The organism is Streptomyces sp. NPDC051217 (assembly GCF_044455465.1).
Taxonomy (GTDB): domain Bacteria; phylum Actinomycetota; class Actinomycetes; order Streptomycetales; family Streptomycetaceae; genus Streptomyces.
Window position 1 is genome coordinate 510,612 of sequence record NZ_JBITEV010000001.1, and the last position, 23,439, is coordinate 534,050.

The window sequence follows — 23,439 nt, forward strand, 5'->3', positions numbered from 1 at the left end:
ACGGACAGCGGCTACAGCAGCGGGCCCACCGGATACCGGCGTCGCCGTGCGGCACGCCGTACGAGGAACAGTGCCAGCGCGGCGAGACACGCGGCGCCGATGAACACGATGGGCCAGACGTACCCGGACGGTGCGGAGTCCCGGCCCGACGGCTCGGACGGCTCCACCCGCGTGGCCGCCGCGAGCCTGCCCGCCTCCGCCACGCGCGCCCCTCCTGCCGCGTCCGCCTCGGGCCCCGCCGCCCGCCCGGCGCGCGCGACCGGGCCCTGCTTCTCCTCCTCGGCCGCCTGACGCGGCGGGCTCGGCGGCCGGGGCGGTACCAGTGACCCGACGGGAGTGACGGCGGGCGCCGCCGCGAACCCCCAGTCCAGCAGGGTCCTGGCCTCCTCGTACACCGCCTGCGAGGCCCCGGACCGCGGATTCATCACGGTCACCAGCAGCGTACGGTCCCCGCGCCGGGCCGCCGCGACGAGCGTGTTCCCCGCGTTCGTGGTGTAGCCGTTCTTGACGCCGATCAGCCCCGGGTAGCGCTCCACACCACCGGAGCCCGTCAGCAGCTTGTTCGTGTTCCGGATGCCGAACGTCGAACCGTCGTTGCCGGGGAACTGGGCGTCGACGGTCGAGCAGTGCTCCGCGAAGGCCGGCAGCTTCAGCCCGGCGCGGCCGAACACCGCGAGGTCGTACGCGGATGACACCTGGCCCGGCTCGTCGTAGCCGTCGGGAGAGACCACACGGGTGTCGTTCGCGCCCAACGCCCTTGCCTTGGCCTGCATTTGGGTGATCGTCGCGTCCCAGCCGCCGTTCATCCCGGCGAGGACCCGCACCGCGTCGTTGCCCGAGCTGAGAAAGACACCACGCCACAGATCGGCCACGTCGTACGTCCGGCCGGGGGCGACGCCCACCAGACTGCTGCCCCCGCCGAGCCCGGCCAGGTCGGCCTCGGTCACGCTGTGCCGGGCACCGGCGGGGATCCGGGGCAGCGCGGTGACGGCGAACAGGGTCTTCAGCGTGCTGGCCGGCGGCAGCGCGCGGTGCGCGTTGTGGGCCGCGAGCACCGCGCCCGAGCCCGCGTCGGCGACCACCCAGGAGAGGGCGGAGACGTCCTTGGGCGGCGCGGGCGCGCCGGAGGCCGCGCGCACATGGGTGCCGGGCCGGTACAGCAGCGAGGGATCCGCCGGGCGCGAGACCTCTCTGCCGGGGTCGGCCCGTGAGCCCACCGCGGTGGCGGCGGTGGCCGTCGGGGAGGACACCGACGCCGGGAGGAGGGTCAGCAGTCCGGTCAGTCCGGTGGTCAGAGCCACCGTGCCGGCGAACGCGGGGCGCAGGAACGAGCTGATGATCATTCAGCCACCGTAGAAACGGACCCCGTGGCGCGCACGGCTGCGTGCGCCGAGCGGAGGTATGCCCGTCCGGCCGCCGCTCGTCGCCGGGTCGTGCGTTCTCACCGTTCGTGGGCGAGCGGGATGCCGTGGGCGCGCAGGATCGTGAGGGCCCGGACCGTGGCGTACCCACGCCACTCCAGGGCTGCCGCGGGGGAGTGGGCCGTCCAGTCGACGTTCCAGCCGCCGTCCTCGCGCTGGTCGGCGGCGAGCTGTTCGAGCTCGTCGGCGACCGCCGCCGCGTCGATGAGCGCCCGCAGCGGGCGGCCGGGGCGGGGCGAGAAGTCGAGCAGCCGCAGAGACTCGCCCTCGCCGCCGCCCTCGACCGGCAGGGGGCCCCCGTCCTTCGGCAGGAACCCGGCGAGTCTCTCCAGCTCGGCGGGGGCCCACGGATGGCTGTCGTGGATGGTGTCGAGGAGGTCGAGGACGAAGCGGAACTCGATGACGGGCGGCGGGCGGTCCAGGCCGGCGATCCGCTCCTGGCAGAAGTCGGTGGCACGCGCGAGCCAGGGATGGTCGCGTACGGCGGGGTCGTGCCGGCCCACGCGGTGCGCGGCGGCGGCGAGTTCCGACGTCATATGGAGCGAGGAGACGTCCGGATCGGCCTCGGCCCAGAACGGGGCGGAGCCGACCGTGTCCGCGCCCGTCATCGGCAGGGCGAACGGCAGGCCGCCGTCGGAGCGGCTGACCGACCCCAGCCAGTCGCACAACTGGGTCGCCCGGGAGAAGACGGCGGGGCCGCACTCCTCGAACACCTCGAAGGCGAGCATCGCGCCGACCGGCTGGCTGAGGGCGGACCGCAGGTCGGGTTCCAGCGCCCAGCCGTAGCCGCCGTCGCCGTTGCGGTAGGCGTCCAGCGAAGCGACGACGGCCGCGGGAGTGCCGGTCCCGCGCAGCAGTTCGAAGCGGCGCCGGTCCAGCAGCCGCGCGTGTGTGGTCATGAAGGCGATGGCGCCGGTGAGGTTCGGGGCGTGGGTGAAGTGCATGGGGCGAGTCTGCGCGGTCGGGCCACCACGGGTGCTGAACGAAACGGTCATCGGAACCCGCGTCGCGGCGGTCGGCGGTACGGCGTCAGCGGTACGGAGCCACCCCCGGGCCCCTCACCTCCACGGCGGGCTTCATGGCGACAGCGTCACCTCGACCGCGCCACCCGGAACCCGAGGTCGTCGACGCGGAAGGCCGGGTGGCTCCTGCGCCGGCACGACGCCCGGCACCCCCGGGGCAGGTCGTACGCGCCGCCGCCCCGGAAGACCCGGTACGGCCCGTAGACCTCCGGGTCGTACACGTCCCAGCACCACTCCCAGATATTGCCGATCATGTCGTGCAGTCCCCACACGTTCGGGGCCCGGGTCGCCACGTCGTGCACCCGGTCGCCGGAGTTCCCGCGGTGCCAGGCGATCTCGTCCAGTTCCCCGTACCGGACGCCGGACGAGCCGGCCCGGCACGCGTACTCCCACTCCGCCTCGGTGGGGAGGCGGTAGCCGTCGGCATCCGGGTCGCGGACCACGCCCCGCCCGTCGGCGTCGCCCTCCGTACGGATGCCCGTGTACGCGTAGCAGGGGGTGAGCCCCGAAGCCTCGGAGAGCAGGTCGCAGAACCGGACCGCGTCCAGCCAGGAGATCTCGGTCACCGGTGTCCGCGGGCCCGCCGGGCTCCCGGGCGCCTCGCCCAGGACGGCGTGGTACAGCTCGCGGGTGACAGGCGACGGCGCCAGCCGGAAGGCGCCGACCTCGGCGCGCCACTGCGTCCTGGTGCCTTCGTCCCGGAGGACGATGTCTCCGGCGGGAATCTCGATCATGCGCTCGGGGACGGCCTTCATGCCGTGATCGTACAACTGCCCACCTCGGGCCCATCTTTCGGAGCTTGCCCGGGAGCGCCCGGTTCGTCCCACCGCCGTCGACAGGGCTCGGCCGACACAAGGGGCCCAGGGGTAACAGACGCACAGGGCCGCGCCATTCGAACTGATGTCGTCACTATACGTGCTGGTTTCAAAGCTCTCCGTGCAAAATTCGCGAGTCTATGCCCGCCGGGCCCGCCCGCGCACGAGGTTCGTGAATATGCCGTTGCGGTGTTTCGCCCGCACTAAGCTCTCGCGGAGCGCGCCGAGTTGAGATGGAATCAGGCGCTTGTTCCCATGTGCCGCAATAGTTTCGAATACCCGACCCCGGAATCGACCGCCAGAGGGCTTACATGGTTCGTGTTGAAGCACCCATGAATGATCAAGCGTCATCCACCGTTCGCGCGCTCCTGCTCTCCGCGGCCCTGATGGTGACAGCGACAGCTGTCGTCGTGGTCTTCGTCGCCGAAGCCGCCCGTATGCCGGTCGCGGCGTACGGCGCGGTCGCCACCGTCCTCGTCAGCTGGGGTGCGGTGGAGATCAGCAGGCGGGGAGAGGCGACGCGGGCTCTGCACACGCGGTACGGACAGCACGTCGCGTTCCTGGAACGGCGCATCGCCGAGCACGACAGCCAGAGCGTGCGCCTCGGCAAGGAACTGATGCCGCTCGCGATCTACCAGCTCCGCCGGGGGAACTCACCCCAGGAGGTCATGAACGTCATCGTCGACGGTGACGAGCGCTACCGCGAACTCCCCGAGTCGCAGCGCGCGTTGCTCCGCGCGATCCTCGACATCGTCGACGACGAGGAGGCCATGCGCGAGTCCGCGCAGCGCTCCTTCGTCAACATCGCCCGCCGCGTCCAGTCCCTCGTGCACCAACAGGCAAGCGAACTGCGCGAGATGGAGGAGCACCACGGCCGTAACCCCGACGTCTTCGACGACCTGCTGCGCATCGACCACGGCACGGCCCTCATCGGCCGGCTCGCCGACAGTGTCGCCGTCCTCGGCAAGGCCCGTCCCGGGCGCCAATGGCCCAGGCCCGTACCGCTGTTCAGCGTGCTGCGCGGTGCCATGTCCCGGATCCTGGAGTACCAGCGCGTCGATCTGCACTCGATCGCCAAGGTCGCCATCGTCGGTACGGCGGTCGAGCCGCTCATCCACGCGTGCGCCGAACTCCTCGACAACGCCACCCGCTACTCGCCTCCGCAGACGCGCGTCCACGTGACCGCCGTCGAGGTGCAGACCGGCATCGCCATCGAGATCGAGGACGGCGGCGTCAGTCTCAGCGAGGAGGCACGGACCCGGGCCGAGCGGATGCTCGCACAGGCGCAGGCCGGTATCGACCTCAACGACCTCGGCGAGAGCCCGCGCCTCGGCATGGCCGTCGTCGGCCGCCTCTGCCAGATGTACAACCTCCAGGTCTCGCTGCGGCAGTCCGCGTACGGCGGCGTCCGCGCCGTCCTCGTCGTACCGCGCGACGTGGTCACCACCGGGCCCGCGCCCGGTATCGCCCACGGCATCGGCGCGACCGCGATGGGCATCGGCGGCACCGAGCTGCCCGAGATGCGCCCGTCGCGCACGGCCGCCGCGAGCGGCACACCGGACCGGGCGGCTCCCGCCGCAGCCCCCGCCCCGGCCCCCGCCCCGGCCCCCGCCCGTACGTCCGGCCAGGCGCCCGCACCGGCCGCCGTTCCCGCCCCCCGCCCGGCCACCGGCCCGGTACGCCCGGCGCCCGCCAAGGCGGGCCCGGAGGACGACGTACCCGTCGTCACCGAGTGGACGGCCAACGGCCTGCCGCAGCGCCGCAGCCGCGGCAGGGCCCCGCTGGGCTCGCACAACATCGTGCGCACCCCGGCGCCACGCCCCTCGAACGGAGCAGCCGCCGGTACGGCGGGGGCGACCGGTGCGCCCGGCACCTCGAACGGCACCGGGGAGGACCGGAAACCCGGCCCCGGCATCTGGCTCGAAGCCTTCACCAAGGCGGTCAACGGCGATCCGCGGGGGCCGTCGACCGGTCCCGCCGGCACGGGCGCCGCGACAGGAACAGGGGAAGCGCCGCCGGACCGGCCCGGCGAGCGCGGCGAATCAGACGATGTATCGGGCAAAGGGGACCTGAAGTGATCCAGCAGCGCGCAAACTTGGACTGGATGCTCAAGGAGCTCGCGGACGGGGTTCCGCAGGTTCAGCAGATCGTGGTGCTCTCCGCCGACGGACTGCGTATCGCCAGGCACGGCGGTGACCCCGACGTCGCAGACCGGCTTGCCGCCGCCTGCGCGGGACTTCAGAGCCTCGCCGCCGCGGTCGCCGCCGAAATCCCCCTGAGCGACGGCCGGATGAGGCTCGTCGTCATCGAAGTGAGCGGTGGATTCTTCTACTTGATGGAAGCGGGCACGGGCGCCTATCTCGCCGTACTGGCCGACGAGACGGTGGACGCCGGACTCGTCGGCGCACGGATGCGGGACATGGTCGTCCGGATCGGCGCCCACCTGACGAGTCCGCCGCGACATGACGGGCAGACCGGATGACTCCTCCCCGACGAGAACGCAGGCTGCCCGGGGCCGACGTGGGGGACCCGGAACGGCTGTACGTGATCACGGGTGGCCCGGACGGCGCCAAGCGCGCCTCGCTCGACCTCGTCACCATGATCGTGGCGCGCGAGGCCCCCTCACCGACGGTGCCACCCGAACAGGCCGCCATCCTGCGGCTGTGCGGGGCGCCGCTGTCCGTGGCCGAGCTGTCGGCCTATCTCAGCCTGCCGTTCAGTGTGGTGACGGCGCTGCTGACCGACCTCCTCACGCTTGATCTGGTCGAGTCCCGCGCGCCCGTCGCCCGCGCCTCTCTCCCCGACAGGTCTCTTCTCGAAGCGGTGATGCATGGACTCCAGAAGCTCTGACACGATCACAGGCCCCAGGAGCGAGGACGTACTTCCCACCACGGCGACATCCGCGGTGAAGGTCGTGATCGTGGGCGGATTCGGGGTGGGCAAGACCACCATGGTCGGTTCGGTGAGCGAGATCCGCCCGCTCACCACCGAAGAGACCATGACCCAGGCCGGTGTCGGCGTGGACGACAACTCCGGGGTGGAGAGCAAGACCGCCACCACCGTCGCCATGGACTTCGGCCGGATCAGCATCAGCGACCAACTGGTGCTCTATCTCTTCGGCACCCCCGGCCAGGAACGGTTCTGGTTCCTCTGGAACGGTCTCTTCGAAGGCGCCCTCGGCGCCGTCGTCCTCGTCGACACCCGCCGTCTCGAAGTCAGCTTCGACGTGATCGGGCGGCTGGAGGAGCGCGGTGTGCCGTTCGTCGTCGCCGTCAACACCTTCCCCGACGCGCCGAGCCATCCCGTCGAGGCGCTGCGTACCGCGCTCGACCTGCCCGACGAGGTGCCGATGGTCGACTGCGACGCGCGGCTGCGGGCGTCGAGCCGTGACGTCCTGCTGACCCTCATGCGCTATCTGCACTCGCTGGCGCTGCCGGCCTGACCCCCCTTTCCCCTCCCTGCCCATCCCTGGACTCCTCCCATCCCTGGAGTGACCGTGACAACGCCCTATTCGCACCGGCCGGGAGCGGACGAACCCGCCGCCCCGCCGCCGGGCTGCCCGGCCCACGGCCTCGTCGCCGACGCCTTCGGCGGCGACGACCTGGCGCCCACCGGGCTGCGGCGGCTCTACGGCCCCGAGGCCGAGAACGACGCCACGGGTCTGTACGAGAAGCTGCGCGCCGAGCACGGTTCGGTGGCGCCGGTCCTGCTGCACGGGGACGTACCCGCCTGGCTGGTCCTCGGCCACAGCGAGAACCTCCACATGACCCGTACCCCCTCGCAGTTCTCGCGGGACTCACGCCGCTGGCGCGCCGTCAACGACGGCAGCGTGCCGCCCGACCACCCCCTCGCGCCGGTCTTCACCTGGCAGCCGATCTGCGTCTTCGCGGACGGCGCCGACCACGAGCGGCTGCGCGGCGCCGTCACCGACTCGATCGGCCGGATCGACCACCGGGGCGTACGGCGCTTCATCAACCGCTACAGCAACCGGCTCGTCAACGACTTCTGCCAGTCGGGCAGGGCCGATCTCGTCAGCCGCTTCGCCGAGCACCTCCCGATGATGGTGATGGCGCAGATCCTGGGCATGCCGGAGGAGTACAACGAACGGCTGGTCCAGTCCGCCCGCGACATGATCAAGGGCACCGAGACGGCCGTCGAGAGCAACGAGTACGTGATGGGGGTCCTGGACCGGCTGGTCGCCCGCCGCCGCGCGGCGCCCCAGGAGGACTTCGCCGGCTGGCTCGTCGAGCACCCCGCCGGACTCACCGACACGGAGGTCGCCCAGCATCTGCGGCTGGTGCTCGTCGCCGCGTACGAGACCACGGCCAACCTCATCGCCAACGTGCTCCGCATGGTCCTCACCGACCCGCGCTTCCGCGCCCAGCTCAGCGGCGGCCATATGACACTGCCCGAGGCGGTCGAGCAGACCCTCTGGGACGAGCCGCCGTTCACCACCATCTTCGGCCGCTGGGCCGTCGGCGACACCGAGCTCGGCGGGCAGCGGATCAAGGCGGGCGACGCGCTGGTCGTCGGGATCGCCGCGGCCAACGTCGACCCGGTGGTACGGCCCGACGTCAACGCCTCCATGCAGGGCAACCGTGCCCATCTCGCCTTCAGCGGCGGACCGCACGAGTGTCCCGGCCAGGACATCGGCCGCGCGATCGCCGACACCGGCATCGACGCGCTGCTGCTGCGGCTTCCCGACCTTCAACTGGCCATTCCCGAGGAGGACTTGCGCTGGTCGTCGTCGCTCATGTCGCGGCACCTCCAAGAGCTGCCGGTGACCTTCGCCGCGCGCCCGCCGCAGGATGTCGCCGGGCCGCCGTCGGCGACGCCGGAGCACGCGCCGCGCGAGGAGTGGCAGGTCCAGTCACCTCGCCCGGCGCCCGCCCGGACCTCGCCCGGCGGGCCCGCCGTACCGCCGCCCGTACCGCCCACCGGGCCGCCGGCGGCCGTCGCGCCGGCGCCGGCCGCGCGGATCCCGGCGCAGCGCGGGCCCGGCGCGCCGGCGCGGGCGTGGCGTTCAGTGGTGCGGTGGTGGCGGGGGTACTGACCGGTGCGAGGGGCGGGAGCGGGAGGCGGGCCGGACGCTCAGAACGCGGTGTCCAGCTGCTCCCACCACCACGAGATGGTCGGGATGGGCAGCGGTTCGGTGCCCGAGTCGGAGGGGTGGCGCTTCCACCAGCCGCCCGGCTCCGCCGCCGGTCCCGCCGGCACCGAGTAGCGGGGACAGGCCGACGCCCAGTCCAGATGGCCCCGGACGAACTGCCCCAACCCCTCTACGTAGCCGCGCAGTTGGCTGCTCGCGTCCACCAGGACCTGCTCACTCAGCCGGCCGTGCAGCACCATCACCCGGTCCCGCATGGCCACCGCGTGATTCAGCGCCTCGCGCGGCTCGCAGCCGAGCTCCTGGCAGAGCACGTCGATCAGATTGAGGTCGTCGCCCGCGCGCAGCAGTTCCTTGTTCCGGGAGTAGAGGTCGTTGTCCCAGCTGACCAGCGTCCAGGCGATCTCGGTGAGCGCCTGGACGCGCGGGTCCGCCAACTCCTCGTCCCGTACGGAGAATCCGCCCACGATCTCGATCATCGCCGTGGACGGTGCCATGCCTATGGCCCGCATCCACAGGGTGATGTAGTCGTTCAGCGACGGCAGATCGGCGCTTCTGCGCCACGACGCCTCCCACACCAGACCCGATGTGTACACCCGCATGGCGTCGGTCCAGCGGCGCAGCTGCTGCGGGGACGCGTACTGCTCCAGCTCCGTCCGTAAGGCGCGCAGCGCGGCGGTGTGCGGCGAGTCGGAGCGGGAGTTGGCGGCCGGGGCCTCGACCGCGCGGAGGATGCGGGAGGTCTCCTGGGCCATCAAGTCGGCCGTGGCGTCGGTCTCGTCGCAGACACCGTCGTCGAGGGAGAAGAGCACGGCGTGGAACTTGGCCATCAGGGTGAGCGGTTCGAGCTTCCCGTACGGCATCGTCGACGCGGTGAGTCCGCCGAAGTCGCAGACGGCGAGCCTCTTGCGCTGCTGCTCGTCGGTATCGAGATTCTGGCGCAGCATCCAGTCCACCGTCAGGTCGTTCAGGACGTCGGCGCCGGGATGTACGGCCGGTTCCACCGGACAGTAGAACGGCACGGCCGGGAGCTGTCGGGCCATGGCCTGTTCCTCGACGCACGTCATGACCGGCCTCCTGGGAGATATGTGAACGCAGGGCGGGTTCAGTGAACATCTGGCGCGGGGTGGTGTAGGGCGGGGGCTGTTCGAATGGAGCGTATATGCCCATGACGGTTCGTCAATAAGAGTGCGACTGACCTATGCCTGGCCGGAATTGACCGTATGTGGCCTGGCCGGGATCACATGGCGTATCCGTGCCGCCGGGTTCCCATGTCAGAGCGGGGGCAGCTCTGCCGTACGACAGCGGAGAGACCGGTTTCGGCGGAATCTGTGCGGTCGAGTTCGATCCGCGACATAAATAGTCCTGATCGTGCTCGATACGCCACCGGCCGGTGAGCGAACGAGACGAAGTACGTGGGATTCGTCAGCTCGGCCCTCGGCCCCGGCCCCACTGTCCGCCCGCCGTCGGCCGGCACCCTCAGCCGCGCGCGCCGAACGCCTGGGTCCACCACGGTCCGCCGGACGCGTCGTGGACGCCGACACCGATCTCCTTGAAGGCGCAGTTCAGGATGTTGGCCCGGTGGCCGGGGCTGTTCATCCAGCCGTCCATCACCGAGGCGGGCGTCCGCTGGCCCCTCGCGATGTTCTCGCCGTAGGTGGTCCACTGGTAGCCCGCCGCCGTGATGCGGTCGCCGGGATCCCTGCCGTCCGGGCTGTTGTGGTCGAAGTAGCCCTTGGCCGCCATGTCCTGGGAGTGGCGCAGCGCGGCCGTCTCCAGCTGGGATTTGGCGGTCACCGGGCCACAACCGGCCTTGGAGCGCTCGGAGTTGACGAGTGTGGTGACCTGCTCGGTGAAGCCGCCACCGCCGCCACCGCCCGGCTGAGGTTCGTCCGGTGTCGGCTTCGGATCGGGCTTCGGGGCCGGATCGGCGGTGGAGGGACGCCGGTCGGGCGCGGCCTTGCTCGGCTTCGCCGCCTTCTTGGAAGGCGAGCGCGTGGGCGAGGGTGACGGGCTCGCGCTGGTGCGTGAGGGAGAGGGCGAGGGGTCGGCCGACTCCGCCGTACGGCTCGCCGCCGACGTGGGTTCCAGCGCTTCCGGCTCGACGGCGGCGGAGGCGCGCGACTCGTCCTCGGTCCGCTCGCCCGAGACGAACTGGGCGACGCCGGCGGCGGCGACCAGCGCGGCGACGGCGGCGGTCACGGTGACGACGCGGCGCCGTTTCGCCCGCCGGTCGCGGCGCTGGGTGTCCCTGGCCCGCGTACGGCTGCCGGCTCCGTCGTCGCGGCCGCCGGTCGGGGCGCTTCCGTGGCTGTACGCGGACGGGGACCCGGACGGGCCCGGACGGGAGTCGACCGGTACCGGCGGGAGGTCGGCCACGAGGGCGTCGGCGGGCACCAGACCTGCCGCGTACCCGGAGCAGACGGTGCATTCGTAGGTGTGCCCGGCTATGCGCTCCCGCCAGAGCGGGGACGGTATGCCGCCCCAGCCACCGGTCAGCTGCTCCAGCAGGACGCACGGCGGCTCGGCCGACAGCGCGCGGACCACCACCCGCGCGGTCTCCAGCTCGTGCTCCATCCGCTCGACCCTGGCGTCCACCTGCTGAGCGTTGGCGGCGAGGGCGGCGGCGACCTCGGGCCGGGTGAGTTCACCGGCGCACTCCAGCCACCACAGCGCCACCAGCGCGTGGTGCTCCTTGTCGACCCATCGCGTGGCCTCGGCGACCTCCCGGTGCTGGCCGGTCAGACCGAGGCAGCTGACCATCAGATCCACGAAGTCGAAGTCGGGGCGGTGGAGGGCCGGGTCGTAGACGTAGTCCGTGTGCTCACGGATCCGGGCGATCGTGGTGGTCACCAGATACGAGCGGAAGTCGGCCGGGCGGCGCAGCCCGCCGAGGCCGTCGAGAACATGGCGCACCGTTTCCCGTGCCACGGCGTCCACTTCGGGGTGGCCGTGCAGGGCGTGGCCGACGAGCTGGTGGACAAGCGGCAGCGACTCGTGGCCGAGCCGGTCCCTGGCCGGCTGGTCCCCGGCCTGGGCCGCCTTGACCACTGAGGCCTTGAACGGACTGCTCACGCTGTCTCACTCCCACTCATGACTCGCGGTGGCCACCGATCGTAAGGGGAGTGGCGACGTGCCATCTCGTGGATGCCGTACTCAGGTCCGTACAAGTGGTCGATTTATTGCCTCGTTTCCGATTCGGCCCACCGCCCCGCTCCCGTGCCGCGTGAAGCTTGGCTGTCGGCCCGCTTAAGAAATCCTCGATGGACTGAATGGTCGTGGCGGCGGGAGATTGGTGCCGACATCGACCAGCATTGATCGCGTCCGCACGCGCGGCGCACCCGTTTCCGCGCCTCGGTCCGCACCCCTCAGCACCCCCTCCGCACTCCGTCCGCACCTGGACCGCACCACCTGGAGCCGCCCCGATGAAGGCACTTGTGAAGCTGACGGCCGAGCCGGGGCTCCGGCTCACCGATGTGCCCGAGCCGGACACCGGGCCCGGGGACGTACTCATCAAGGTGCTCCGTACCGGCATCTGCGGCACCGATCTGCACATCCGCGCCTGGGACGGATGGGCCCAGCAGGCGGTCGATGTGCCACGTGTTCTTGGTCACGAATTCGTCGGCGAGGTCGCTTCCGTCGGCGCCGACGTCCAGGACATGGCCGTCGGCGACCTCGTGAGCGGCGAAGGGCATCTGGTCTGCGGCAAATGCCGCAACTGTCTGGCCGGGCGCAGGCATCTGTGCCGCAGCACCGTCGGACTCGGGGTCGGCCGCGACGGCGCCTTCGCCGAGTACGTCGCGCTGCCCGCGTCGAACGTCTGGGTCCACCGCGCCCCCGTCGACCTCGACATCGCGGCGATCTTCGACCCGTTCGGCAACGCCGTCCACACCGCGCTCACCTTCCCCCTCGTCGGCGAGGACGTGCTGATCACCGGCGCCGGTCCGATCGGCATCATGGCGGCGGCCGTCGCCCGCCACGCGGGCGCCCGCAACATCGTGATCACGGACGTCAGCCCCGAACGTCTGGAGATCGCCCGCAAGGTCGGCGCGACGCTCGCGCTCGACGTGTCGAACACCGGCATCGCCGAGGCACAGCGGCGGCTCGGCCTCAAGGAAGGCTTCGACATCGGTCTGGAGATGTCCGGTCGCCCGGAGGCGATGCGCGACATGGTCGACAACATGACCCACGGCGGCCGGATCGCCATGCTGGGGCTGCCCGCGGAGGAGTTCGCCGTCGACTGGGCGAAGATCGTGACCTCGATGATCACGGTGAAGGGCATCTACGGCCGCGAGATGTTCGAGACGTGGTACGCGATGACCGTGCTGCTCGAAGGCGGCCTCGACCTCGGGCCCGTCATCACCGGCACCTACGACTACGAGGACTTCGACGCGGCCTTCGACGAGGCGGCGAGAGCCACCGGCGGCAAGATCATCCTCAACTGGGCCTAGCGCCTGTCCGGTGGATCTTCGTGGAGCGGCCCGGGGCGGCTGGTGCGGTGCATCGCGAGGCGGAGGATCGTGCTCGTACTGGACGTACTCGGACGAGTCCGACAACGCGGCGAGGTGCCGTGCCAGGCGTCTCGGGCCCACGAAGATCCGCCGGACAGGCCCTGAGGCCCCTCGGCCTCTCCGCGACCCCGACCCCCCTTCGCCCCGCTCACCCTTCTCACGGGAGTCCTGTTATGTACGCGTCCGTCCGCGACGACCTCCGCACCACCCTCGACGAGATCCGCGACGCCGGACTCTTCAAGCCCGAGCGCGTCATCTCCACCCCGCAGAGCGCGTCGGTCTCCGTCGGAGCCGGTGACGTCCTCAACTTCTGCGCCAACAACTACCTCGGCCTCGCCGACCACCCCGACGTCGTCGCCGCCGCCAAGGACGCGCTCGACCGCTGGGGCTACGGCATGGCCTCCGTACGCTTCATCTGCGGCACCCAGGAGATCCACAAGGAGCTGGAGCGGCGCCTCTCCTCGTTCCTCGGCCAGGAGGACACGATCCTCTACTCCTCCTGCTTCGACGCCAACGGCGGCGTGTTCGAAACCCTGCTCGGCCCCGAGGACGCGGTCATCTCCGACGCGCTCAACCACGCCAGCATCATCGACGGCATCCGGCTCTCCAAGGCCCGGCGGCTGCGCTACGCCAACCGCGACCTCGCCGAGCTCGAAGCCAGGCTCAAGGAGTCGCAGGACGCGCGCCGCCGCCTCGTCGTGACGGACGGCGTCTTCTCCATGGACGGCTACGTCGCGCCGCTGGCCGAGATCTGCGACCTCGCCGACCGGTACGACGCCATGGTGATGGTCGACGACTCGCACGCCGTCGGCTTCGTCGGCCCCGGCGGCCGGGGCACCCCCGAGCTGCACGGCGTGATGGACCGCGTCGACATCATCACCGGCACGCTCGGCAAGGCGCTCGGCGGCGCGTCCGGCGGCTACGTCGCCGCCCGCGCCGAGATCGTCGCGCTGCTGCGCCAGCGCTCGCGCCCCTACCTCTTCTCCAACTCCCTCGCCCCGGTCATCGCCGCCGCCTCGATCAAGGTCCTCGATCTGCTGGAGAGCGCCGGCGAGCTGCGCGAGCGGCTGAACGCGAACACCTCGCTCTTCCGTACGGAGATGACGGCGGCCGGGTTCGAGATCCTGCCCGGCGACCACCCCATCGCCCCCGTGATGATCGGCGACGCCGCCGAGGCCGGACGGATGGCGGATCTGCTGCTGGAGCGCGGCGTGTACGTGATCGGGTTCTCGTACCCCGTCGTCCCGATGGGACAGGCGCGGATCCGGGTGCAGCTGTCCGCGGCGCACTCCACGGCGGACGTGAAGCGGGCGGTGGCGGCGTTCGTCGACGCGCGTGCGGCGCTGGGTGGCTGAGGGGCCCGGCCCGAACCAGCCGTGGCCTGGCACTATTACTGAGTGATCGACCCCCGGCGACTGCGCATCCTGCGAGCCGTGGCGGACCACCGTACGGTGACCGCCGCGGCCGCGGCGCTGTATCTGACCCCGTCGGCCGTCTCCCAGCAGCTCGCCGCGCTGGAGCAGGAGACCGGCCACGCGCTGCTGACCCGCAGCGGCAGGGGCGTACGGCTGACGGCGGCCGGGGAGATCCTGCTCACACACGCCCACGCGGTCCTCGCACAGCTGGAACGGGCCGAGGCGGAACTGGCGGACTACGCGGGCGGGGCGGCCGGCGAGATCACGGTCGCCGCGTTCGCCACCGGGATCGCCGAGGTGCTGGCCCCGGCCATCGCGCACCTCGCCGACTCGCACCCGGGCATCCGTGTACGCGTACGGGACTCCGAGGGCGACGAGAGCCTGCCGCTGCTGCTCGACGGGCAGGCGGACGTGGCGCTGGCGGTCGAATACCGGGGCGCGCCCACGCAGGACGACCCGCGCCTGTCGCGCGTACCGCTCTACGCCGAGCCGTTCGACGCGGTCCTGCCCGAGGGGCACCCGCTCTGCCGCGAGATCGAGGTCCCGCTCGCCGAACTGTCGGACAGCGACTGGATCAGCCCCTACCCCGGCAACCCGTGCCACGAAGTGATGCGCCTCGCCTGCGAGTTGGCGGGCTTCGAACCGCGCCTGGTGCACTCGTCGGACGACTTCCGCGCGGTGGTCGCCCTCGCGGGCGCCGGGGCGGGGGTGGCACTCGTACCGCGCTCGGCGCTGCGCGGGATGGAGCTGAAGGGCACGGTGGTACGCCCGGTGTCCGGCCCGCCCGCCACGCGCCGGGTCTTCGCCGCCGTCCGCAGCGGCGCTGACCACCACCCCCTGATCCGCCCGGTCCTGGACGCGCTGACGGAATCGGCGTCGGGCCTGACGACGGGCTGACGACCGGCCGCCCTCCCCGAGCCGTGCGGCAGGTCCCGCTGGGCCCCCGCGGCGGCGGCTCGATCAATCCGGCGCTCCGACCCGTTCGGCCCCGCGCGTGAACGGGACGCACCCGTCACCTGGTGACCCGCGCCCAGCAACAGCGGTACGAGCGGCCGGCCGACCGCGCCGGTCGCCCCCGCGACGAAGACATGTCGTCGGGCCACGGACACGCCCTAGGCGGCCAGCCACAGGATCAGGACCACGATGATGACGATGACCGCCCCGGCCGCGATCAGGCGGCGCTTCAGCTGGTTCGACAGGGTCGGGACGACTTCGAGCCTCCGGGCGCCGGGGAAGACGTAGAAGACCCGGTTCGGATCGTCGATCAGCTCCACCCGGGCCAGCGGGCAGGTTTCGAGGGTCACCCGCCGGGACAGCTCCACCGTCCCGCGGGCGAGGTGCGCCGACACGGCGGCCCGGTGTTCGTGGTCGACGCCGGCGGGCACCCCGCCGCCCGGCGGGATGTCGCGCCGCTGCCATCGAGCGGTGCCCGCCAGCCGGTCCCGGACCTTGTCGGGCCAGTCCGGCCTCGGCAGTGACAGGGGCGCCTTCTCGTTCGCGTACTCGACCGTTCCCTCCACCCAGTGGGAGAGGCTGCCCCGGCCGCCGCACACCTCGTGCGGGCCGACGCCCCGCCCCGAGCAGCGCGCGCAGGTCTCGTGCCCCCGGCCGTCGCACCGCGGGCACCGGATCCTGCCGCGGCCCGAGCAGCGCGGGCAGGCGGCCTCGGCGGTGCCGCACACCGCGCAGGTGATCCGCTGCGCGCCGGGCGCCGTGGCGCGCGGACCCGTCGCGGCGGGGCGGGCCTTCGTCGTACGGGTGCGGCGCCGACCCGTCGTCTCGCACTGCGTGCAGGGGGCGACGTCCAGACATACGTCGCACGTGGGCGGCTCGTTGCGGCAGGAGCACGGGTGCCGGCCGCTGCCGGAGCAACTGGCGCACTGCTGCGTCCCGTTGTCGCACGGGCAGGGCACCAGCCGGTACGAGCCGGAGCGGATCAGGGTGAGCTTGCCGGGACCTTCGGGCGCCGGTAACGGGTGGTCCGCGAGGGAGCCTTCGTAAAGAGGCAGCGCCGACAGGTCCTCCGTACCGAAGGCGGTCCGCTGGGTCTCGGTGCGTCGCTCCGTGAAGCGGACGACGTCGCAGCGCACCAGTTGCCGTCGCTCGACGTCCCGGATCCGGATCACCCCGGCCGCCGCGCCGCCGCCCCTGGCCATGTAGGGGGCGAGCGCCTTGAGTATGTCCGCGTCGGGCAGATCGCCGGAGAGCGCGTCGTCTTTCGTTGCGTCGGACATGGGCGGGTCTCGTCCCTCCTCCGGCGCGCGGCGACGCCGCGCAGACCGGCAGGGTAGGACTGTTCCCGACCCGCCATCAAGAGGGCCCCGGCGGCGTGCGCCGGTGGGGCGGGGGAGTACGCCGACGCGTTCGCGTACGCCGATGTCCCACCCGCCCCGCCGACCCCGGCCGCCCTACGAGAGCAGGCTCGGCGCCGCCCGGTCCAGCACCGAGCCGACGCGCTCCCAGGTCTCCATGTCCCTTGCCACGGGCGGGAGTTCGGGACCGTCGCCGGTCTTCCAGGAGGCGGCGATCGCCACCGGGTCCTCGTCGGTCGCGGCCGACGCCGCCAGCGCCGCCGCGCCCAGGGCGACCAGTTCGCCGCTCTCCGGCACGATCACCGGGCGCCCGGAGAGGCGCCGTACGGTCTCCACCCACGTACGGCCCTGGGCGCCGCCGCCCACCAGCCGCAGCGGCCGGCCCGCCACCGCCGGGTCCGCCGGGTCGAGACCGCAGGCGCGCAGGACCTCGTCGAGCGCGCGCAGGACCGTCACCGCCGCGCCCTCGTACGCCGCCCCCAGCAACTGCTGCGGTGTCGTGTCGTGCCGCAGGCCCGTCAGCAGGCCGGAGGCGGTCGGCAGGTCGGGGGTGCGTTCGCCGTCGAGGTACGGCAGGAGCACCGCCTCGCCGCCGGGCGCCACGTCCTCGCGGTCCAGGCGCAGGAGCTCGGCGACCTTGTCGACGGCGAGCGTGCAGTTCAGGGTGCAGCCGAGCGGCAGGAACGTGCCGTCGGCCGCCGCGAACCCGGACAGCGCGGCCGAGGCGGGCCTGGTGCGCGTGGCGGCGAAGACCGTGCCCGAGGTGCCCAGGCTCAGCACGGGGTGGTCCAGCAGCCCGGCGCCGCCGAGGCCGAGGCCGACGGCCGCGCTCATGTTGTCGCCGGTCCCGGCGGCCACCGCGATACCGGCCGGCAGCCCCAGCTGCTCGGCGGCCGAGGCGGTGAGCGAGCCGACACGGGCGCCGCCGGTCGGGGCGACGGCGGGGAGCATCGACTCGTCGAGGCCCACGAGCGCGAGCAGTTGGGGGTCGTACGTCCCGGTCTCCGTCGAGTACCAGCAGGTGCCCGACGCGTCGCCGGGGTCGGTGGCCGCCGTACCCGCGAGGCGTTCGGTGAGGAAGTCGTGGGGCAGCCGGACGGCCGCCGCCGCTTCGGCGGAGGCGGGGTCGTTCTCCCGGAGCCACTGCCACTTCGCCGCCGTCATGGAGGCGACGGGCACCGATCCGGTCCTGGCGATCCACGCGCCCGGCCCGCCCAGCGCCTCGGTGAGCGCGGCGGCCTGCGGGGCGGAGCGGGTGTCGTTCCACAGCAGGGCGGGGCGCAGGGGCTTCCCGGCGGCGTCGAGCACCACCAGACCGTGCTGCTGGCCGGCGACCGCCAGGCCCGTGACCGCCGATGCCGGTACGCCCGACTCCTTCAGGCCCATGGCGACCGCCTCACGCAGCGCCTGCCACCACACCTCGGGGTCGGTCTCCCGAGCCCCGGCCTCGCCCGTCACCCGGTGCGGGGCGCGCCCGACGGCGAGAAGCCGCCCGGTCGCCGCGTCGGTGAACGCCGCCTTGGTCGACTGGGTGGAGCTGTCGACGCCGATGACCACCTGGCTGTGCGGCACGCTCGTACCTCTTCCTGGTTTCCGGGGCTTGCGACGGTATTTTGGCCGCAGGCCAACAAATTACGTGATGTTGTCGTGCATCCGGCAGGGATGGGCGTCAAATCCTTGCCCGAAGCGGGGTTCGTCGCTCCCGGCTGTGTTGGGCGAACACGGGGTCTTTTCCGTACCCACCCGGAGGTGCATTATTAGTCATGTCAGGAAACAAAAAGGTCTGCACCTGCCGGACCTGAGGTATCGAAGGCGGCCAGAGAAATGACGGAACGTTTCACTCCCACCCCCGCGGACAAGTTCAGCTTCGGTCTGTGGACGGTCGGCTGGCAAGGCAGGGACCCGTTCGGAGACGCGACGCGTCCGGCGCTCGATCCCACCGAGTCCGTACAGCACCTCGCCGAACTGGGCGCGTACGGAGTGACCTTCCACGACGACGACCTGATCCCGTTCGGCTCGTCCGACGCCGAGCGCGAGGCGCACATCAAGCGCTTCCGGCAGGCGCTGGACACCGCCGGGCTTGTCGTGCCGATGGTGACCACCAATCTCTTCACCCACCCCGTCTTCAAGGACGGCGGCTTCACGGCGAACGACCGCGACGTCCGCCGCTTCGCGCTGCGCAAGACCCTGCGCAACCTCGACCTGGCCGCCGAGCTGGGCGCGAAGAGGTTCGTCGCCTGGGGCGGCCGTGAGGGCGCGGAGTCCGGCGGGGCGAAGGACGTACGCCTCGCGCTCGACCGGATGAAGGAAGGCTTCGACCTGCTCGGCGAGTACGTCGTCTCGCAGGGGTACGACATCAAGTTCGCCATCGAGCCCAAGCCGAACGAGCCGCGCGGCGACATCCTGCTGCCGACCGTCGGCCACGCGCTCGCCTTCATCGAGCGCCTGGAGCGACCCGAGCTGTACGGCGTCAACCCCGAGACCGGCCACGAGCAGATGGCCGGGCTCAACTTCCCGCACGCCATCGCGCAGGCCCTGTGGGCGGGCAAGCTCTTCCACATCGACCTCAACGGCCAGCACGGCACCCGGTACGACCAGGACCTGCGCTTCGGCGCCGGCGACCTGCGCGCCGCGTTCTGGCTGGTGGACCTGTTGGAGACGGCGGGCTGGGACGGCTCGCGGCACTTCGACTTCAAGCCGCCGCGCACCGAGGACTTCGACGGGGTGTGGGCGTCCGCCGCGGGCTGCATGCGCAACTACCTGATCCTCAAGGAGCGCGCCGCCTCGTTCCGCGCGGACCCGGAGGTCCAGGAGGCGCTGCGCGCCGCGCGCCTGGACGAGCTGGCGCTGCCGACCGCCGCCGACGGCGTGGCCGGCCTGCTGGCCGACCGGGGCTCGTACGAGGACTTCGACGTGGCGGCGGCGGCGAGCCGCGGCATGGCCTTCGAGCACCTCGACCAGCTGGCGATGGACCACCTGCTGGGTGCCCGCTGACCCGGCACTGACCACCGTGTCCTGACATGAGGAAGCACGAGGGGCGGGCCGGCCGCCGGCCCGCCCCGCGTGTGTCCTTCCCGCACCCCGCCGCCGCGGCCTCGCGCGAGGCTCCCGGCCGACCCCCGTCGACGCCCGGCGCCCGACCCCCGTGCGGCTACGCGCTCGTGCGGTCCGCGTACGCCACCGGGTCCGCCAGCACCGCGCGGACCACCAGCGCCGCCGCGCCCCGCGCCGCGTCGCCCGCCGAGGATGACGCGCGTAGCCTGCCACTGTCGTGCGGCCACAGGCCCGAGACCACCCGGTCGGTCAACTCGCCGTCGGCGGGCGGCGAAAGCCAGGGCATCAGGCTCCGGTAGATCCCGCCGAGCACCACCGCGTCGGGGTCGAAGAGGTTCACCGCGCCCGACAGGACCCGCCCCAGCATCCGGCCGGCGTCACCGATGGCGGCGATCGCGCGCTTGTCGCCGCTCCTGGCCAGGGCCTCCAGCTCCGCCACGCCCGGCACCCCGGCGTTCTCGTCGAGCCCGGCGCCGCGCAGGAGCGCCGACTGGCCCGCGTACTGCTCCAGGCAGCCACGTGATCCGCACCGGCACAGCGGCCCGTCGGCGTCGACGACCACATGGCCGATCTCACCGGCGAACCCGTTGGCACCGCGCAGCAGTTCACCGTCGAGCACCAGCGCGCCGCCGACGCCGATCTCGCCCGACAGATAGAGGAAGCTGCGGATCCCGCCCAGGCCGCCGAACCAGAGCTCGGCGAGCGCCGCCAGATTGGCCTCGTTCTCCGAACGCACCGGCAGCGCGGGTGCGGTGGGCCCCGCCTCGGCCAGCGCCCGCGCGAACAACTCCTCGGCGGGCACCTGGTTCCAGCCCAGATTGGGCGCCTGGCGGACCGTACCCCCGGCGACGAGACCGGGCAGCGCGAGCTGCACCCCGACCGGCGACAGGCCCTGTTCGGCGGCCGAGTCGAGGGTGCGCGCGGCGATCCGGGCACCCCGGGCGAGGACTTCGTCGGGTGCGGCACCGCGATTGTCGAGGTGTTCGGTGAGGCGTACGCGGTCGGTGCCCGACAGGTCGACCACGCACACCGACACGTAATCGATGTTGATCTCGACGCCGATGCCGGCCGGACCGGCCCGCGTCACCTTCAGTACGGTGCCGGGCCGCCCCGCCTGTCCGCTGAACGTCTTGCCGGACTCGGAGAGGAATCCGCTGTCCAGCAACTGCTCGACCAGCGACGACACCGCGGCCCGGGTCAGTCCGACCCGCGCCGCCACACCGGCCCTGGTCGCTTCGCCCGCGTCCCGTACGGCGCGCAGCACCAGGCTCAGATTGTGCCGGCGCACCGTCTCTTTGTCGGCCTTGGGACCGAGCGATGTGTGGTTGCTCTTCATGGTGCCGTCGAGCCTATGTGATCGGTATCCGGACGGATGGCCGGTCGCACGAGATCGTTGTCCCTTCCAGTCACTTCCCCGGTCACTTGTTTAGATTAATTAGTAATAATCGTTGACAGGGTCGGGTCGCGCGGCGACAGTCTTCGTCGTGACCCCAACCTTCGGGAGACATCAGTGACTTCGCATCGGGCCACGGTGGCCGCCGTCGTCGCCGCGCTTGTCGCGGTGGCCGTGCCCTCCGCGCAGGCGGCCGACGGCCGGGACGCCGTCCGGGCCGCGCACCAGCCGGCAGCAAAGACCGGGACCGGGAACGGGACCGTGGACCAGGGGGCGCCCGAGTACTACGACAGCGGGCTCGCCCCCACGCCGTACATGGGCTGGAACACCTACTACGGACTCGGCGCCCCCAGCGAGGAGGAGGTCAGGTCGGTCGCCGACCACCTCGTCAGCAGCGGGCTCCGGGACTCCGGCTACGACATCGTCTGGCTGGACGGCGGCTGGCAGGCCGACAACCCCCGCGACAGCGAGGGCCGGCTCGCCGCGCACCCCGGCCGCTTCCCGTCCGGCATCCCCGCCCTGGTGACGTATCTGCACGAGCGCGGACTCAAGGCCGGCATCTACACCGACGCCGGCACCTACGACGGCGGCAAGAGCTGCGGGCTCGGCAGCCGGGGCCACTACACCGAGGACGCGCGGCAGTTCGCCGGCTGGAAGATCGACGCCATCAAGGTCGACTTCCTCTGCGGGATCACCGCGAAGCTCGACCCGGGCCCCGCCTTCAAGGAGTTCAGCGACGCCGTCGCCAAGTCCGGCCGCCCGATGCTGCTCAACCTCTGCAACCCGCTGACCGACGACTGGGGCATCCCGCACACCCCCGAGCAGGACGCGCACAACACCTACGTCTACGGCCCGCGGACCGGTGACTCCTGGCGTACCGGCACCGACGTCGCCTTCGGCACCCCCTCCACCGGCCAGTGGGCCAACATCCTGCGCAACATGGACGCCAACGCCTGGCACCCCGAGGCCCAGGGACCGGGGCGCTACAACGACCCCGACTACCTCATCCCGATGCGCAAGCTGGAGGACGGCTCGTACGAGCTGACCGAGGAGGAGTCCACCACCCAGCTCGTCATGTGGGCCGTGATGGGCTCGCCGCTGGTCATGGGGTCCGACCCGCGCACTCTGTCGCAGTCGATGACCGACACCCTGCGCAACCCGGAGATCATCGCCGTCGACCAGGACCCGCTCGCCGTCCAGGGCGTACGCGTCGCGACCGACTCCACGGGCGACGTCTACAGCAAGACCCTCAAGGGCGCGGGCAAGCGCGCGGTCGTCCTCCTCAACCGCTCGGACCGGGCGGCGACACGGACCGTGACCTTCGCGGACGCCGGACTGACGGGCGACGTTTCCGTACGGGACGTCCGCGCCCGCGCCGACCGGGGCACGCACAACGGCTCGTACACCGTCACCGTCCCCGCGCACGGCACCGCCTTCCTCACCCTCCGCGGCCAGGACGACGCGCCCGGCGCCTCGCTCGGTACGCGTTCCACCGCGAGCCCCGCCCTCGTACGCGACGGCGACCGGCTGACCGCTTTCACCAGGGGCGCGGACGGTTCGCTGCGCCAGCAGAGCGGACGTGACGGCCACTGGTCGTCCCGTACGACCGACCTCGGCGGGCCGACGAGCGGCCGGATCCTCGGCCAGCCCGCGGCCTACGCCTCCGCCGACGAGCCCGGCCGGATCGATGTCTTCGTCCGCGGCACCGACAGCGCCGCCTACCAGCGCGCCTTCGCCGACGGACGGTGGGGACGCTGGCAGAAGCTCGGCGGGAACCTCGCCGACGCGCCGTCGGCCGCGTTCGAGAGCGCCGACCGCTGGACGCTCTTCGCCCATGACGAGGACGGCCGGATCCTGACCCGCGGCCCGCGTTCCGGGTGGACGTCGCTGGGCGCGCCCGAGGACCGGACCGTGTACGGACGGCCGTCCGCCGTGGTCGACGAGGCGGGCCGGACCCATGTCGCCGTACGCACCGCCGAGGACGCGGTGTGGTGGCGGGTGCGGGACACGGCGGGCGCCTGGTCGCCGTGGACATCGCTGGGCGGGACCGTCAGCGGCAGCCCGACCCTGGTCGCGGTGGACGGCGGCGTGCGGCTGTACGCACGGGCCGGCGACTACACGCTCTGGCAGCGCGCGTACGGCACCGGCTCCGGGGCCGAGGGCGGCACCTGGGGCGACTGGTCGGCGCGCACGGAGTTCGTGAGCGGCGTCTTCGAGGGCGCGCTCGGCGCGACCGCTGGGCCCGGCGACACCGTGCTCACCGCCTTCCGGGGAGTCGACGGCCGCGTCCACCAGACGTCCGTCCCGGCCGGCTCGTAACCACTTCGGGGGCCGGCCGCGACGCGACTGTGGCCGGCCCCCGTACCACCCACCGACACAGACAGACCCC

Annotated in this window: 18 protein-coding genes; 10 read left to right on the forward strand and 8 right to left on the reverse strand. The window is 72.3% G+C overall.

The genetic code is table 11. The features are described from left to right. Positions 1 to 11: 11 nt before the first annotated feature. The 3 genes from ACIBBB_RS02380 to ACIBBB_RS02390 form a co-directional block, all read right to left on the reverse strand. Positions 12 to 1,343: a D-alanyl-D-alanine carboxypeptidase family protein gene (locus ACIBBB_RS02380; protein ID WP_398977853.1), complete on the reverse strand. Its 1,332-nt coding sequence runs from the start codon at positions 1,341 to 1,343 to the stop codon at positions 12 to 14. Positions 1,344 to 1,441: 98 nt separating this feature from the next. Beyond that, a complete protein-coding gene (locus ACIBBB_RS02385) occupies positions 1,442 to 2,365 on the reverse strand; it encodes a hypothetical protein (RefSeq protein WP_398977855.1) in 924 nt (307 codons plus the stop codon). Positions 2,366 to 2,511: 146 nt separating this feature from the next. Further along, on the reverse strand, positions 2,512 to 3,198 hold the full coding sequence (locus tag ACIBBB_RS02390) for a formylglycine-generating enzyme family protein (RefSeq protein ID WP_398977856.1): 687 nt from the start codon (positions 3,196 to 3,198) through the stop codon (positions 2,512 to 2,514). 371 nt (positions 3,199 to 3,569) lie between these two features. On the opposite strand from ACIBBB_RS02390, the gene ACIBBB_RS02395 reads away from it, so the two are divergent. Genes ACIBBB_RS02395 through ACIBBB_RS02415 form a run of 5 tightly spaced genes read left to right on the forward strand, consistent with a single transcriptional unit; the run spans position 3,570 to position 8,311 of the window. Then, the gene (locus ACIBBB_RS02395; protein WP_398977858.1) at positions 3,570 to 5,336 is read left to right on the forward strand and encodes a sensor histidine kinase; all 1,767 of its coding nucleotides are present in this window, start codon (positions 3,570 to 3,572) and stop codon (positions 5,334 to 5,336) included. Then, positions 5,333 to 5,740 (forward strand): roadblock/LC7 domain-containing protein, encoded by a 408-nt coding sequence (locus tag ACIBBB_RS02400; RefSeq protein WP_078074197.1) that lies wholly within the window; start codon positions 5,333 to 5,335, stop codon positions 5,738 to 5,740. Before ACIBBB_RS02395 ends, ACIBBB_RS02400 begins: the two co-directional genes overlap by 4 nt. Then, positions 5,737 to 6,108, forward strand: a complete 372-nt coding sequence (locus tag ACIBBB_RS02405) for a DUF742 domain-containing protein (protein ID WP_189109718.1) — start codon at positions 5,737 to 5,739, stop codon at positions 6,106 to 6,108. Before ACIBBB_RS02400 ends, ACIBBB_RS02405 begins: the two co-directional genes overlap by 4 nt. Continuing rightward, positions 6,089 to 6,700, forward strand: a complete 612-nt coding sequence (locus ACIBBB_RS02410) for an ATP/GTP-binding protein (protein ID WP_189109719.1) — start codon at positions 6,089 to 6,091, stop codon at positions 6,698 to 6,700. Before ACIBBB_RS02405 ends, ACIBBB_RS02410 begins: the two co-directional genes overlap by 20 nt. A 54-nt stretch (positions 6,701 to 6,754) precedes the next feature. After that, positions 6,755 to 8,311, forward strand: a complete 1,557-nt coding sequence (locus ACIBBB_RS02415; RefSeq protein ID WP_398977861.1) for a cytochrome P450 — start codon at positions 6,755 to 6,757, stop codon at positions 8,309 to 8,311. A gap of 38 nt (positions 8,312 to 8,349) precedes the next feature. On the opposite strand, the gene ACIBBB_RS02420 is transcribed toward ACIBBB_RS02415, so the two are convergent. Then, the gene (locus ACIBBB_RS02420; RefSeq protein WP_398977863.1) at positions 8,350 to 9,432 is read right to left on the reverse strand and encodes a terpene synthase family protein; all 1,083 of its coding nucleotides are present in this window, start codon (positions 9,430 to 9,432) and stop codon (positions 8,350 to 8,352) included. Positions 9,433 to 9,844: 412 nt separating this feature from the next. Beyond that, complete coding sequence (locus tag ACIBBB_RS02425) at positions 9,845 to 11,440, reverse strand: CAP domain-containing protein (RefSeq protein WP_398977865.1); 1,596 nt, start codon at positions 11,438 to 11,440, stop codon at positions 9,845 to 9,847. A 350-nt stretch (positions 11,441 to 11,790) separates the two neighbouring features. Here ACIBBB_RS02425 and tdh point away from each other — a divergent pair, with 350 nt between their 5' ends. The 3 genes from tdh (at position 11,791) to ACIBBB_RS02440 (ending at position 15,188) form a co-directional block, all read left to right on the forward strand. Next, complete coding sequence (tdh, locus tag ACIBBB_RS02430; protein WP_398977868.1) at positions 11,791 to 12,816, forward strand: L-threonine 3-dehydrogenase; 1,026 nt, start codon at positions 11,791 to 11,793, stop codon at positions 12,814 to 12,816. A 233-nt stretch (positions 12,817 to 13,049) separates the two neighbouring features. Next, a complete protein-coding gene (locus ACIBBB_RS02435) occupies positions 13,050 to 14,231 on the forward strand; it encodes a glycine C-acetyltransferase (protein ID WP_398977869.1) in 1,182 nt (393 codons plus the stop codon). 42 nt (positions 14,232 to 14,273) lie between these two features. Then, positions 14,274 to 15,188, forward strand: a complete 915-nt coding sequence (locus ACIBBB_RS02440; protein WP_398977871.1) for a LysR family transcriptional regulator — start codon at positions 14,274 to 14,276, stop codon at positions 15,186 to 15,188. 215 nt (positions 15,189 to 15,403) lie between these two features. Here the strand turns inward: ACIBBB_RS02440 and ACIBBB_RS02445 are convergent, their stop codons facing one another. Then, positions 15,404 to 16,525 carry a hypothetical protein gene (locus ACIBBB_RS02445; RefSeq protein WP_398977873.1) on the reverse strand — a complete coding sequence of 374 codons (1,122 nt, stop codon included), beginning with the start codon at positions 16,523 to 16,525 and terminating at the stop codon, positions 15,404 to 15,406. A gap of 174 nt (positions 16,526 to 16,699) precedes the next feature. Next, a complete protein-coding gene (xylB, locus tag ACIBBB_RS02450) occupies positions 16,700 to 18,175 on the reverse strand; it encodes a xylulokinase (RefSeq protein WP_398977874.1) in 1,476 nt (491 codons plus the stop codon). 252 nt (positions 18,176 to 18,427) lie between these two features. Between xylB and xylA the strand changes: the two genes are divergently transcribed. Next, positions 18,428 to 19,597, forward strand: coding sequence for a xylose isomerase (xylA, locus tag ACIBBB_RS02455; RefSeq protein ID WP_398977876.1), 1,170 nt, complete (start codon positions 18,428 to 18,430; stop codon positions 19,595 to 19,597). A gap of 157 nt (positions 19,598 to 19,754) precedes the next feature. Here xylA and ACIBBB_RS02460 read toward each other — a convergent pair whose 3' ends face one another. Then, positions 19,755 to 20,993, reverse strand: coding sequence for an ROK family protein (locus tag ACIBBB_RS02460; protein ID WP_398977878.1), 1,239 nt, complete (start codon positions 20,991 to 20,993; stop codon positions 19,755 to 19,757). Between the two features lie 174 nt (positions 20,994 to 21,167). On the opposite strand from ACIBBB_RS02460, the gene ACIBBB_RS02465 reads away from it, so the two are divergent. Further along, positions 21,168 to 23,369, forward strand: coding sequence for a glycoside hydrolase family 27 protein (locus ACIBBB_RS02465; protein ID WP_398977880.1), 2,202 nt, complete (start codon positions 21,168 to 21,170; stop codon positions 23,367 to 23,369). The last annotated feature ends 70 nt before the right edge of the window (positions 23,370 to 23,439 follow it).

Excerpts from the sequence above, each read along its gene's own strand:
- ACIBBB_RS02380 (WP_398977853.1), bottom strand. The coding sequence starts at position 1,343 with ATGATCATCAGCTCGTTCCTGCGCCCCGCGTTCGCCGGCACGGTGGCT.
- ACIBBB_RS02385 (WP_398977855.1), bottom strand. The coding sequence starts at position 2,365 with ATGCACTTCACCCACGCCCCGAACCTCACCGGCGCCATCGCCTTCATG.
- ACIBBB_RS02390 (WP_398977856.1), bottom strand. The coding sequence starts at position 3,198 with ATGAAGGCCGTCCCCGAGCGCATGATCGAGATTCCCGCCGGAGACATC.
- ACIBBB_RS02395 (WP_398977858.1), top strand. The coding sequence starts at position 3,570 with ATGGTTCGTGTTGAAGCACCCATGAATGATCAAGCGTCATCCACCGTT.
- ACIBBB_RS02405 (WP_189109718.1), top strand. The coding sequence starts at position 5,737 with ATGACTCCTCCCCGACGAGAACGCAGGCTGCCCGGGGCCGACGTGGGG.
- ACIBBB_RS02410 (WP_189109719.1), top strand. The coding sequence starts at position 6,089 with ATGGACTCCAGAAGCTCTGACACGATCACAGGCCCCAGGAGCGAGGAC.
- ACIBBB_RS02420 (WP_398977863.1), bottom strand. The coding sequence starts at position 9,432 with ATGACGTGCGTCGAGGAACAGGCCATGGCCCGACAGCTCCCGGCCGTG.
- tdh (WP_398977868.1), top strand. The coding sequence starts at position 11,791 with ATGAAGGCACTTGTGAAGCTGACGGCCGAGCCGGGGCTCCGGCTCACC.
- ACIBBB_RS02435 (WP_398977869.1), top strand. The coding sequence starts at position 13,050 with ATGTACGCGTCCGTCCGCGACGACCTCCGCACCACCCTCGACGAGATC.
- ACIBBB_RS02445 (WP_398977873.1), bottom strand. The coding sequence starts at position 16,525 with ATGTCCGACGCAACGAAAGACGACGCGCTCTCCGGCGATCTGCCCGAC.
- xylA (WP_398977876.1), top strand. The coding sequence starts at position 18,428 with ATGACGGAACGTTTCACTCCCACCCCCGCGGACAAGTTCAGCTTCGGT.
- ACIBBB_RS02460 (WP_398977878.1), bottom strand. The coding sequence starts at position 20,993 with ATGAAGAGCAACCACACATCGCTCGGTCCCAAGGCCGACAAAGAGACG.